Annotated in this window: 10 protein-coding genes and 1 pseudogene; 7 read left to right on the plus strand and 4 right to left on the minus strand. The window is 65.8% G+C overall.

Annotated features, from left to right (window positions below):
• Window positions 1–179: 179 nt before the first annotated feature.
• The 4 genes from ACMDW7_RS01360 (at window position 180) to purT (ending at window position 5399) form a co-directional block, all read left to right on the plus strand.
• The gene (locus tag ACMDW7_RS01360; RefSeq protein ID WP_377303740.1) at window positions 180–881 is read left to right on the plus strand and encodes a FecR domain-containing protein; all 702 of its coding nucleotides are present in this window, start codon (window positions 180–182) and stop codon (window positions 879–881) included.
• 212 nt (window positions 882–1093) lie between these two features.
• Window positions 1094–3376, plus strand: a complete 2283-nt coding sequence (locus ACMDW7_RS01365) for a carbohydrate binding family 9 domain-containing protein (protein WP_377303738.1) — start codon at window positions 1094–1096, stop codon at window positions 3374–3376.
• Between the two features lie 87 nt (window positions 3377–3463).
• The gene (locus tag ACMDW7_RS01370) at window positions 3464–4099 is read left to right on the plus strand and encodes a LysE family transporter (RefSeq protein WP_377303736.1); all 636 of its coding nucleotides are present in this window, start codon (window positions 3464–3466) and stop codon (window positions 4097–4099) included.
• Between the two features lie 58 nt (window positions 4100–4157).
• Complete coding sequence (gene purT / locus ACMDW7_RS01375) at window positions 4158–5399, plus strand: formate-dependent phosphoribosylglycinamide formyltransferase (RefSeq protein ID WP_377303734.1); 1242 nt, start codon at window positions 4158–4160, stop codon at window positions 5397–5399.
• A 141-nt stretch (window positions 5400–5540) separates the two neighbouring features.
• Here purT and ACMDW7_RS01380 read toward each other — a convergent pair whose 3' ends face one another.
• Entirely contained in the window at window positions 5541–6014 is a 474-nt protein-coding gene (locus tag ACMDW7_RS01380; protein WP_377304275.1) for a nuclear transport factor 2 family protein, read from the minus strand.
• Between the two features lie 77 nt (window positions 6015–6091).
• Window positions 6092–6661 carry a GNAT family N-acetyltransferase gene (locus tag ACMDW7_RS01385; RefSeq protein WP_377303732.1) on the minus strand — a complete coding sequence of 190 codons (570 nt, stop codon included), beginning with the start codon at window positions 6659–6661 and terminating at the stop codon, window positions 6092–6094.
• A gap of 149 nt (window positions 6662–6810) precedes the next feature.
• Between ACMDW7_RS01385 and ACMDW7_RS01390 the strand changes: the two genes are divergently transcribed.
• Window positions 6811–7521 (plus strand): 1-acyl-sn-glycerol-3-phosphate acyltransferase, encoded by a 711-nt coding sequence (locus ACMDW7_RS01390; protein WP_377303730.1) that lies wholly within the window; start codon window positions 6811–6813, stop codon window positions 7519–7521.
• Window positions 7522–7614: 93 nt separating this feature from the next.
• On the opposite strand, the gene ACMDW7_RS01395 is transcribed toward ACMDW7_RS01390, so the two are convergent.
• Window positions 7615–9492 (minus strand): phosphoenolpyruvate carboxykinase (GTP), encoded by a 1878-nt coding sequence (locus ACMDW7_RS01395; RefSeq protein ID WP_377303728.1) that lies wholly within the window; start codon window positions 9490–9492, stop codon window positions 7615–7617.
• Window positions 9493–9810: 318 nt separating this feature from the next.
• On the opposite strand from ACMDW7_RS01395, the gene ACMDW7_RS01400 reads away from it, so the two are divergent.
• Both ACMDW7_RS01400 and ACMDW7_RS01405 read left to right on the plus strand, forming a co-directional pair.
• On the plus strand, window positions 9811–10821 hold the full coding sequence (locus ACMDW7_RS01400; protein ID WP_377303726.1) for a D-2-hydroxyacid dehydrogenase family protein: 1011 nt from the start codon (window positions 9811–9813) through the stop codon (window positions 10819–10821).
• Between the two features lie 201 nt (window positions 10822–11022).
• Complete coding sequence (locus ACMDW7_RS01405) at window positions 11023–11796, plus strand: helix-turn-helix transcriptional regulator (RefSeq protein ID WP_377303724.1); 774 nt, start codon at window positions 11023–11025, stop codon at window positions 11794–11796.
• Window positions 11797–12420: 624 nt separating this feature from the next.
• Here the strand turns inward: ACMDW7_RS01405 and ACMDW7_RS01410 are convergent.
• Window positions 12421–12615, minus strand: a pseudogene (locus ACMDW7_RS01410) (cold-shock protein); the annotation flags it as partial.
• Between the last annotated feature and the right edge of the window lie 240 nt (window positions 12616–12855).

Below are 12855 nucleotides of genomic sequence, written 5' to 3' on the forward strand. Positions count from 1 at the left end.
GACAGGCAGCCGAGAGTTCAGTCGCGTATCTTTCGCCCCGGAGCCGCCCGCAATCCGACGGGCGCGGAGGAGTGATGGTGCGCTGGATGTCATCGGCATGGTGTCTTGCTGGGTTGCTGCTGTCCGGGCTGAGTTTTGTCCAGCCGACCGCACAGGCTCAAAGCCTACCGGTTCCTTTGGTGCAGGCCGGCACCGTCGAGCGGCTTGCGGGCACCGTTCGCCTGGGCGGTGCAGGTGGTGAGCGCACCGCCACCATCAAGTCACCTGTTTATGAAGGCGAGCGCATCCTCACGGACGCGGGCTCCGAGGTCGTGCTGCGCATGGTGGACGGCGCGCTGATCGCATTGCGGCCGAACTCACAGATCACTCTGGTCAAGTACACCTTCACGCCAGACCCGAAGGACGCGAAATCCGATGGCACCACCATCCAGCTTCTGACGGGTGCGCTGCGTGCGATCACGGGCGTGATGGGTCGGCGCAATCCCGCGAGCGTGCAGGTCCGGACTTCAAGTGCCACGATCGGCGTGCGCGGGACGGATTTCGAGGTCGTGCTTGTTGAAGCCGACAATGGCGAGATCCGATCCGGCACCTACAACCGGGTGATCGAGGGCAGCACCTTCCTTGAAGCCGCGGACGGCCAGCGCCTGGTCGTCAACAAGGGGCAGAGTGCGTACGTACCGAAGGACGTGCTCAAGCTCGCGCGCGAATTTGGCCTGCTGCGCAGCGTGCCGCCAGTGTTCCAGGCCGGCAGCTTCGACGACGCGCTCAAGACCCTGCAGGACGAAGCCATGCGCCAGCTCGAGCGCGAGTTGCACAAGTACATGCCTTCTCAGCTTCAGCAGCTGCTGCCGGGGCTGGGCGATCTGTTCCGGCGGCGCTGACACCTTCTGCTGTGCGCGGGGTGATGACGCCCGTGCAATTTGCTGTCTACACTTATCCCATGATTCAGTTCTACCGCTTCAGCCGCTGAGCGTGTCGCGCGGAGTCCATCCGCGCCGCGTCTCGTCCCCGCCACGCCCGAACGCCTCGGGCGTATTTCTTGTCGGCCCGCCGGGTCGACGATCTTCTGGCTGAAGAGTCTTCCATGGTCCCCATGTCCCGAACCCTGCTGCGCATTTGCAGCCTCGCTTGCGCGTCCTGGCTTCTCGCGGGCGCACCTCTGGCCCAGACACAGGCGCTGACCAGTGCGCCGATCACCGCCGTACGGCTGAACTCGGACGAGTCCATTCGCCTCGATGGACGGCTTGAAGAACCGGCATGGCAGCGCGCGCCGGTGTATCGCTCGTTCTACGAGATTGACCCGGTGCGTGGACGAACCCCGGACTACGAGACCCGCGTCCAGGTGGTATACGGAGATCGTGCGCTGTACGTCGCCGTGACTGCCCTTGATCCGCGCCCCGAGCAGATTCGCCGCCCGCTCGTACGCCATGATCAAGTGAACCGCACGCAGGATTTCGTCGTGGTCTACGTCGACCCGGTGGGCAGCAAGAAAGCGGCGCAGTTCTTCCGCGCCAATGCTGCGGGCAGTACGGCTGATGGCATCCACACGGCAGACAACGACAACGAATCCTTCGCACCCGACTACGACTTCGACGTCGTGACCGCGCCCCTGACGCGCGAGGGCGAAGGCGGCTGGGTTGCGGAGTTCCGCATCCCATTCTCATCACTGCGCTACACGGCAGATGCCAAGGCACAGTGGCGTATCCAGGTCGGCCGGCGGATCCCGCGCGAACAGTTCACGCTCGTGCTGTCTGTGCCGCTGCCACGCGAAGCGCTGTCCTTCATCGACGCAATGCAGCCGCTCGAAGGCTTTGCGCCGCCGCAGGACCATGCCTTCCTCAGCGTGCGCCCGACCTTGACCGTACGTCGTACAGAGGATGAACCGGCAGGCGGACCGACGCGGACGGATGGCGAAGCCAAGCCATCGCTGGACGTGAAGTGGCGCCTGCGCCCCGAACTGGTGGTGGACGCCACGCTCAACCCGGATTTCTCTCAGGTCGAGCTCGATGTGCCGCAGCTCTCGCGCAATACGCGCTTTGCGCTGTTCCTGTCCGAGAAGCGGCCCTTCTTCCTCGAGTCGAGCGATCTGCTGGCCAGCCCGACCGATGCGCTTTACACGCGCAGCGTGAATGACCCGCGCTGGGGGCTGCGCGCAAGCTGGCGCAGTGACGCGGTGGCGGGCACCGCACTGCTGGCCAAGGACAAGGGCGGGGGCCTCACCCTGCTGCCCGGGACCTACGGGACCAGCGCCGCGCTGCAGCCCGGCAACGCCACGCTCATGAGCCGCGTTCGCAGTGACTTCGGCGCGCTGAGTCTCGGGGCGATTGCGATTGACCGCCGTTACGAGGACGGCCGTGGCGAGAACGCAGTGGTGGGTGCCGACAGCACCTGGAGCCTCACGCCCAACTGGCGCGTCAATTCCCAGTGGATGGGCTCGCGCACCACGGCATTGACGGATGCAAACGGCGAGCTGGACGCCGCCCGCGCTGAAACCGGCAGCAAGCTCTATGCGAGTCTCTATGGCCGGACCGATCGGACCGAGACCGGCCTGACGGTGCAGCGCACGAGCGCGGACTTCCGCAATGACGCGGGCTTCGTGGCCCAGTCCGGCGTGCGCAAGATCGACGCCAACCAGAACTACGAGTGGCAGCGCGTCGGCCCCTTCAACAAGGTGTCGGTATTCGTGAATGCTGGCCGGACTGAGGCGCTCGACTCCGGTGAGATGGTGTCCCAGTACTGGTTTCCCGGCGTCTACATGACGGCGGCGCGCAACACCGAAATCAACATCGAGTACGAACCCGCCACCAAGCAGCGGGTGGCGCCGGGCGCGCCGGTGCTGACCGAGCGTTTCGGACACATCTGGGCCATGACCACGCCGGCGCGCTGGATGCCGCTGCTTGAGGGCTCGATCGACGCTGGCGAGCTGGCCGATGTGACGGCCAACCGCGTGCGCCCCGGCCTGCGCTGGTATGTCTATACGCGCCTGCGTCCGTTTGCACGTCTGGAGCTGGAGCCGCGCGTGGACCAGCTCGTGCTGCGCAACGACGGCGAGCGGACCTACACCGAGACGGCGGCGCGTCTGTTGTCGATCGTGCACCTTGCGCCCCGCCAGACCCTGCGTCTGATCCTGCAGTACACGAGCTTCGACCGCAAGGCCGAACCCGCGCTCAACGTGCTGGCGGATCGCTCTCGCAGCAGCGCGCAGTCGCTCACCTACGCCTGGCGCCAGAGCGCGGGCACCGTGCTGTACGTGGGCGCCAGCCGCGGTGCAGTGGGTCTGCCGCTGCGGCAGTCGCGCGGTTCGGAGGTGTTCGTGAAGTTCCAGGCCGATGTGGACGAGGTGCGCGAAGCCTGGCGTAGCCGCCGCGCGGGTTGACGCTCGCGGCGCGAGCCGCCGCAGCCGTTCCACCGGCTGCCGGCTTCGGCTAGCCTCGATTCTGATCCCGACGGAAGAACTTGAATCATGCAGTGGACGACCTGGCTCGCTTTTTTCGCCGCCTCCTGGGCGATCAGCATTTCGCCGGGCGCAGGCGCCGTGGCAGCCATGAGCAGTGGCGCTGCCTACGGGTTTCGCCGGGGCTACTGGACGACCGCCGGGTTGATCTCCGGAATCTGGCTGCAGGTCTTGCTTGTCGCCGTGGGCCTGGGCGCACTGATTGCGGCCTCCAGCACGGCCTTTCTGATCGTGAAGTGGCTGGGCGTGGCCTACCTCGTGTATCTCGGCCTGCGTGTGTGGAAGGACTCCTTGCACCCCTCGGGCGGTGCGATTCAGGTCGAGCAGGGCGGCACGGCCACGCGGCGCTCGCTGGTGCTCAAAGGCTTCGTGGTCAACGCCATGAACCCCAAGGGCACGGTGTTTCTGCTCGCCGTGATGCCGCAGTTCCTTGATCCGCATGCGCCGCTGGTGCCGCAGTACCTGATCATTGCGCTGACGCTCGGCTTCACAGACCTCGTCGTGATGGGTGTGTACACCGCGCTGGCCGCGCGCGTGCTGGCGGTCATGAACTCGCCGCGGCAGACAGCCTGGATCAACCGCTTCTTCGGCAGCCTGTTCATCCTGGCGGGCGCCTGGCTGGCGACGTTCAAGCGCGCTGCGTGAGCGGCCGAAAAGACAGAATGGCCTGCAGCGTTCGGCCGCAAAACACAAGGGGACACGCATGACCACATTGGGTACGCCACTTTCGCCCAGCGCCACGCGGGTGATGCTGCTGGGCGCCGGTGAGCTGGGCAAGGAAGTGCTGATCGCGTTGCAGCGCCTGGGCATCGAGACGATCGCCGTGGATCGCTACGACAACGCGCCGGGGCACCAGGTCGCCCACCATGCCCACACCATTGCCATGAGCGACCCGGATGCGCTGCGCGAACTGATCCTGCGCGAGAGGCCGATGCTCGTCGTGCCCGAGATCGAAGCGATTGCCACGCCGGTGCTGCAGGAGCTGGAAGCCGCCGGGGTGGTGCGTGTGGTGCCCACAGCGCGCGCCGCGCGGCTCACGATGGACCGCGAGGGTATCCGCCGCCTGGCGGCCGAGACGCTGGGCTTGCCGACCTCGCCGTATCGTTTTGCGGACTCCATCGAGCAGCTTCAGGCCGCCATCGACGGCACCGACGGCCAGCCTGCGATCGGCTACCCCTGCATCGTCAAGCCGGTGATGAGTTCATCGGGCAAGGGGCAGAGCAAGATCGACGGCCCGGACGACGTGAGGCCCGCCTGGGACTACGCCATGGCCGGTGGCCGCGTGAACGCCGGGCGCGTCATCGTCGAAGGCTTCATCGACTTCGACTACGAGATCACGCAGCTCACGGTGCGCGCACGCGGCGACGACGGCCAGGTGCAGACGCATTTCTGCGAGCCGATCGGCCACATCCAGGTCAGTGGCGACTATGTCGAGAGCTGGCAGCCCCACGAGATGAGCGCCCGCGCGCTTGCGGCGGCGCGCGAGATTGCCAAACGCATCACGGATGATCTGGGCACTGGCGCAGACGGCCATCCCGCCGGCCTCGGGCTGTACGGCGTGGAGCTGTTCGTCAAGGGCGATCAGGTCTGGTTCAGCGAGGTCAGTCCGCGCCCGCACGACACCGGCATGGTCACGATGATCACGCAATGGCAGAACGAGTTCGAGCTGCACGCTCGCGCCATCCTTGGTCTGCCGGTGAACACCGCGCTCAAGAGCCCGGGGGCCAGTGCCGTGATCTACGGCGGCGTGGAGGCTGCGGGCATTGTGTTCGAGGGCGTGGAGCAGGCGCTGCGGGTGCCCAATTCCGAATTGCGCCTGTTCGGCAAGCCGGAGAGTTTTGCCAAGCGCCGCATGGGCGTGGCCCTGGCCTTCGACAGCGACGTGGACGTGGCGCGCATCCATGCCAAGCATGCGGCGCGCCGGGTCAAGCCACGTGCGGTGTAGGTACCTGGAGAGCCAGTCCAGCGCTCGATTAAGTCAGTTTCGGCCGTGTTTTGCGGTGTGCAGAAATCGGCCAAGATTAGCGACTGATATGCGGAAAGCCACTTTTTTGATTCGCAAAAAAGATGAAAATCGGCCGTTGATCTAGGCGGGTTTTCGCGCCGCGAAGCGTTCCAGCCGCTTGGCAGCCTGCTCGCGCACCTTGTTCTGCAGGAGCGGCGTCCAGCCCAGCAGCAGGCCGGGCAGACCGAGGGCCTGCTGGCTCCAGCGCCAGAAGTTGAAGTCATCGACGTGGGTCTTGATCAGGCCATTCTCGAAGGTGAAGCGCGCTTCGATGATGTTGTGCACCGGCCGCCCGGAGGTCGAGAAGGTGTAGTCCGCCTCCCAGTGGGCGCGGCCCTGCTGCTCGTCGGCCTGCACGCCCTCGAACTCGATCTTGAAGTCCGGCCCGGCCTGCGAGGTCAGCATGCTCCACATCTGGCCGATGCGCTCGCCGCGCAGCTCGAAGGCCGGGTCGCGAAAGACGGCATCCGGCGCGTAGCACGCGGCCATGGTGGCCGCGTCACGCCGCGAGAAGGCGCAGTAGAAGCGCTTGATCAGCGCCTCGTTGCGGTGCATCTGCGTGGTGGCCACCGCGCAGGGGTCCGTGGTGCTGCCAGGTTGCGGCTGATTCTTGGGGTCCAGTGTGCTGCTGTTCATAGGAGAGCCTGCAGAAAGGCGCAGTCGAGCCAGCGATCGAACTTGTAGCCGCCTTCGCGCATCACGCCGGCCACCTGAAAGCCCATGGCCTGGTGCATGCGGATCGAAGCGGCATTGCTTGCATCCACCACGCCCACCATGCTGTGAAAGCCGCGGGCCTTGGCATGGCCCATGATGTGGCGCATCAGCGGCCGGGCGATACCCTTGCCGCGGCAGTCCTCGCGCAGATACACCGAGTGCTCCACCGTGAAGCGCCAGCCTTCGCGCGGGCGGAAGGGTCCATAGGTGGCGTAGCCGCCCACGGAGCCGTCCGCGAGCTCGGCCAGCACGAAGGGGTCGCCGGCGGTCTGCTTGGAGCTGAGCAGGGCCAGCTGCTCGTCCAGGGTGCGCTCGGCGTACTGGTAGGTCGAGGTGCTGGTGCGCACCTCGGCGTTGTAGATATCCAGCACGGCGGGCATGTCGTCAGCGCGTGCCTCGCGCAGGATCAGCGGGTCATTGCTTGCCCCGGGCGCGTGCGCGGGTTGGGTGCGTGAATCAGCCAGCATGCGACCGAGTGTACGGCGCACGGATTGCGGCGATGCAGCGTGTGCAGATTCGTCGCCACCGCTATGGTGCGGATGCTGCAGTTCACGCCTCGTTGCACGAGACAGGCAGCTGAAACCATTCCAAGTTGCGCTCCAGCGCACCCGCCGCCCATCGTCCCCGCCCGCTGTACATGCCTGCCCTGCTTCCGGCGCCTGCCGCTCCGATCGTCTCCGAAGTCCCTCATCTACCCGTTACTGCAGCCGACGGCGTGCTGGCCGAGCGGCCGCTCGTCCGGTTTCGCGGCTCGCGACTGGCCCGTGCGCTGCTTCGCCTGTTCGGCTGGCGCGTGTACTTCGATGGTGTACCCGGCCCGCACGGCGTGTTCATCGTCTATCCGCATACCAGCAACTGGGACTTTCTGGTGGGCATCCTGGCCAAGTGGGCCATCGGCTTTCCTGTGCGCTGGTGGGGCAAGGACACGCTCTTTATGCATCCGCTCACGCGCTACACCCTCGGGCCCTTGATGCGGTGGTGGGGCGGGGTACCTGTCAATCGCGCAGCCTCACAGGGTCTGATCGCAAGCACGGCACAGCAGATGAAGGCCAGCCCTTTCTTCTGGCTCGCGCTGGCGCCGGAGGGAACGCGCAGCCTCAAGCCCTTCTGGAAGAGCGGCTTTTATCACCTGGCGGTGGCCGCGGGCGTACCGCTGGGTCTGGCTGCGCTGGACTTCTCGCGCAAGGAAGTGCGGGTCACGCAATTCATCGGCCTCACGAGCGACGCAGAGCAGGACCTGCCGCGCATTCGCGCCTACTACGCGAGCGCCGTGGGCTGCAAACCGGCGCTGGCTGGGCCGATCGCGTTCCGCCCTACGGATGCAGCGGGCGCGCAGCCCAAGGGATAGTCCGCCTGAAAGAGAAAACGGCGCACCGATCAGACCGGTGCGCCGTTGGCGTGGAGGGAGCGATCCGCGGATCAGACCGCGATCACGCGCTCGTCAGGCGGCCAATCTCGCCTCGATCTGCGCCTTCACTTCAGGCAATTGCGCGGGCAGTCTGTGTGCAAGTTGCGCAAACAGTTCCTCGTGCAGCTTGAGCTCGGCTTGCCAGGCGGCACGATCGATCGAGGTGACCTTGTCGAAGTCCTGCGCGCTGAAGGGCAGCCCGGTCCAGTTCAGGTCTTCGTAGCGTGGCGAAATGCCGAACACATGCTCCGCACCGCCGCCCGAGCCTTCAATGCGGTCGATCATCCACTTCAGCACGCGCATGTTCTCGCCGTAGCCCGGCCAGACAAACTTGCCATCCTCGCCCTTGCGGAACCAGTTGGTGGTGAAGATCCTGGGCAGCTTGGCGCCGGAGGCGTGGAGCTTTTCGCCGAGATTCAGCCAGTGCTGGAAGTAGTCGGCCATGTTGTAGCCGGCAAAGGGCAGCATGGCGAAGGGATCGCGGCGCACCACGCCGGTGGCACCGGCTTGCGCTGCGGTGGTCTCGCTGCCCATGGTGGCGGCCATGTAGACGCCTTCGACCCAGTTGCGGGCTTCAGTCACCAGCGGCACCACCGTGGAGCGGCGGCCGCCGAAGATGAAGGCGTCTATCGGCACGCCGGCCGGATCATCCCACTGCGCATCCAGCGCCGGGTTGTTGGTCGCAGCTACGGTGAAGCGCGCATTGGGGTGCGCCGCCTTGCGGCCGGCCTTGCCGTCTTCGGGCGTCCAGTCCTTGCCCTGCCAGTCGATCAGGTGCGCGGGCGCGCCGCCCGTCTCCTTCTCCATGCCTTCCCACCAGACGTCACCGTCGCCGGTCAGCGCTACATTGGTGAAGATCACGTCGCGCTTCAAGCTGGCCATGCAGTTCGGGTTGGTCAGCGTGTTGGTGCCAGGCGCCACGCCGAAGTAGCCGGCCTCGGGGTTGATGGCGTACAGGCGGCCATCAGCACCCGGCTTGATCCAGGCAATGTCGTCACCGATGGTCGTGACCTTCCAGCCTTCGAAGCCGGCCGGCGGGATGAGCATCGCGAAGTTGGTCTTGCCGCAGGCCGAGGGGAAAGCAGCAGCCACGTGGTACTTCTTGCCCGCCGGCGAGGTGACGCCGAGGATCAGCATGTGCTCAGCCAGCCAGCCCGGGCTGCCGGAGGGCCCTTGGGCGGCTTGGCGGCCCATGGTGGAGGCGATGCGCAGCGCGAAACACTTCTTGCCCAGCAGGGCGTTGCCGCCGTAGCCCGAGCCGTAGCTCCAGATCTCCCGCGATTGCGGGAAGTGCACGATGTACTTGGTCGGGTTGCAGGGCCAGGGCACATCCTTTTCGCCCGCTGCCAGGGGCTTGCCGACGGTGTGGACACAGGGCACGAAGTCGCCGTCCGTGCCGAGCACGTCGTACACGGCTCGGCCCATGCGCGTCATGATGCGCATGTTCACTGCCACATAGGGGCTGTCGGACAATTCGACGCCGATGTGGGCGATCGGCGAGCCCAGCGGGCCCATCGAGAACGGAACCACGTACATCGTGCGTCCGCGCATGCAACCAGCGAACAGGCCGTCCAGCGTAGCGCGCATCTCGGAGGGGGCCATCCAGTTGTTGGTCGGACCGGCGTCTTCCTTCTTCTCGCTGCAGATGAAGGTGCGGTCTTCGACGCGTGCCACGTCGCTGGGGTCGCTCCACGCCAGGTAGCTGTTGGGGCGCTTGGCGTCGTTGAGCTTGCGCATCGTGCCTGCGGCGACCAGTTCGCCGCACAGGCGGTCATACTCAGCCTGGCTGCCGTCGCACCAGTAAATGCGGTCAGGCTGAGTGTGGGCCGCGATCGAGTGAACCCACTCGATCAGCTTGGCGTTGCGAACCCAGTCGGGTGCGCTTACAGCGGGTTTCAAAACGGCGTTCATGCAGACCTCTTGGATGACAAAAAACGATTGGTAAGCTCGCCAGTCCGTCGAAGGCGGCCGCGTATGAGCGGCCTTGCTGGCGGGCTTGCCAATCGTTTTTGGGTGCTTGAGCAGCCCGTCTCGGGCGCTAGCCGGAGGCGGGGTCTGCCCGATGTCCGGCTTGGACAACGCCTGCACAGGTGCAGCGTGATCTGAAGTGAAAACTGTAGCACGCAGCCCTTACATCGGCGCTTGTAACTACATTGACGAAAGTAGTGGTAATCGAGGCGGCGATCCGACGCGCCGCCGATGATTCCGCACCGCACCACGCCTCGCGCCATGAAGATCGCCATCCTCGATGACTACCAGGACGCTGTTCGGAAGCTGAACTGCTTCAACCTGCTTGCCGGCCACGAAGTCAAGGTCTTCAACAACACTGTGAAGGGCATCGGTCAATTGTCGGTGCGGCTGCGCGATACCGAAGGGCTGGTGCTGATCCGCGAGCGCACCGCCATCACGCAGCAACTGATCGAGAAGCTACCGAATCTGCGCCTGATCGTGCAGACGGGCAAGCTGGGCATGCATGTCGATGTCGAAGCCTGCACCAAGCGTGGCATCGCCGTGGCCGAAGGTACGAGCGACGCCGTTGCGGCCGCGGAGTTCACCTGGGCGCTGCTGATGACTGCGATGCGCCGGATTCCGCAGTACGCCACGGCGCTCAAGCATGGTGCGTGGCAGCAAAGCGGCCTGAAGGCCAACAGCATGCCCGCCAACTTCGGCCTCGGGCGCCGTCTCGCAGGCAGCACCCTGGGGGTCTGGGGCTTCGGCCGGATCGGTCAGCGCGTGGCGCAATTCGGCCAGGCCTTCGGCATGCGCGTGCTGGTCTGGGGCCGCGAGGGCTCGCTCGAGCGGGCGCGTTCGGCCGGCTTTGAAGTGGCGGCAAGCAGAGAGGCGTTGTTCAGCGACAGCGACGTTGTATGCCTGCACCTGCGCCTGAACGACGAGACCCGGGGCATTGTGAGTGCGGCTGATCTCCAGCGGATGAAACCGGACGCGCTTCTGGTCAACACCGCACGCGCGGAGCTGGTCGCCGCCGATGCCCTGGTGGGCGCACTGAACCGGGGGCGGCCCGGTTTTGCGGCAGTCGATGTATTCGAATCGGAACCGATTCTTCAAGGGCATCCCCTGCTGCGTTTGGAGAATGCCTTGTGCACACCGCACCTGGGCTATGTGGAACTGACGCACTATGAGCACTACTTCAGCGAGGCCTTCGCCCATGTGGCGGCCTTTGCTGCCGGCCAGCCCACCGGGCTCGCCAATCCTGAGGCGTTGACGGTTCGTCGACGCTGAAACACTCTCCTCCCCTTCTAGGCGCCGCGCGGCGGTGTTTCGCCGCCGTCTGTCCGAGGGGCTGTTGTCTGGAGGCGAAATTCAGTTTCGGGTCTGGATGAACAGTGCAAGGTTCGTTACGCTTCACGTTCGGCAACAGGATGTAACTCCGCAGGGCGTAATCGTCCGATCTGGTGAAGTTGCCGAGCGTTGGGGATGGACATGCTCACGAATCTGAATACCGGCCCGGGAACGGGGTCTACAAGTAGTGGCGTCGATCTGAGCGCCCTTGGCAATGCGCTGGGAGCCGCGTTCAGTGCCCCAGCTCGCGCGGCTGAAGCCCCTGCACCGGCCGCACTGCCGCAGGCCTTTGAATCGCTTGCTGCCCTGCTTGAACTGGTGGATTGCGCCATCCTGATCGTGACACTTGATGGCCACGCTCTGTTTTCAAACTCCCGCGCCCACAAGGAACTGCTCGTCCCCGGCGTGATCGATCTTCAGGGTGGCACCCTGCGCCTGTCCCAGCAGGCCGTGAATGACCGCCTCGATTACGCGTTGAAAGCGGCCCGCTTGGGCAAGCGCAGCCTGATCGTGCTGCCGACGCAAGGTGAACCGACCACCGTTGCCGTCTTGCCGCTGGCGGCCCGCGCCAACAGCGGCGAGCCCTATGCGGTCGCGCTGGTATCCGGTCGTACCGACATCGCCAGCCGCCCGGAGATCGTCATGTTTGCCCGCCACTTCGGCCTCACGCCGACCGAGGCGCGTGTACTCGATGCGCTCTGCGCCGGCTTCCGCCCCAAGGACATCGCCGAGCGTGAGCAGGTGGCCGAATCCACCGTCCGCACGCACGTCAAGGCGCTTTGCACCAAGACTGGCACGGCGGGCATCCAGGACGTGCTGCGCATGATTGCGCGTCTGCCGCCTGTTGCCACGCGAGATGTCGCCTTGGCGGCCGGTGCGTCCGCTGCGCCGTCCCGGCCCCGCAAGCGCGTCTGAGCGTCGTTCGCGCGGCGCGCGCCGCCGAGCCCAAAGAACAACGCCCGCAGAAGCGGGCGTTGTTGCATATTGAGACAGCGCGACTTTCTGCACGCTTCGGGCCGGCTGAACTGGCCCGAACCGGGATCACTCCTCGTCGTCGCCTGAACGGTCGCGGTAGTCCTTGCGCGGGCGCTCGTTGAAGCGGCGCGGCTTGCGGTCCGCCGGTGCGCCACCAGGGGGAGCACCAAAACCGCCGCCGCCACCTTCACCGCGCAATGGGGCGCCCCAGGGCGTGCGGGGCGGACGATCGCCAAAGCCACCGCCACCCTCGCCACCACCACCACCAAATCCGCCTTCACGGCGGGGCGGGCGATCGCCGAACGGGCGCGGAGGACGGTCACCAAATTGACGCGGGGGGCGGTCACCGAAGCCGCCACCGCCACCACCACCACCACCTTCGCGGGGCGGACGATCACCCCAGGGGCGCGGAGGACGGTCGCCAAAGCCACCGCCACCACCACCTTCACGGGGCGGACGATCACCCCAGGGGCGCGGAGGGCGGTCACCAAACTGACGCGGCGGGCGATCACCGAAGGGCCTGCCACCGCCGCCACCACCACCTTCAGGCACGGGGTCCAGGGACCGGATGTTGGCGGCCTGCGGGCCCTTGGGGCCGTCCTTCAGGTCGTACTCGATGCGCTGGCCTTCGCGCAGCGTGCGGAAGCCGCCGCCCTGAATGTCGGAGAAGTGGGCAAAGATGTCGTTGCCGCCCTCATCGGGGGTGACGAAGCCAAAGCCCTTGGACTCGTTGAACCACTTGACTACACCGGTCGGCATTGCGTTTGCCTTTCTCTTTCTCTATCTCTAACTGACTAGCGGAGGACGTTGTGCGGCCGCGGAAACATCAAGAAGGGAGTTTGCGGCTGCGGGTTGATGCACACGCTTGGGAGTCTGGGCTGTCGCGGGATGAATCTCTTGCCTGACCGGGTGCCTTGCGCAACGCGTCTTCAAGCCGGAAAGCCAGACTGGCCGGATAAGTCAGACCGTATCGCCGCTCTTGAAGACACTTACAAACCA

This window comes from Piscinibacterium candidicorallinum (genome assembly GCF_047549485.1).
Taxonomy (GTDB): domain Bacteria; phylum Pseudomonadota; class Gammaproteobacteria; order Burkholderiales; family Burkholderiaceae_C; genus Piscinibacterium; species Piscinibacterium candidicorallinum.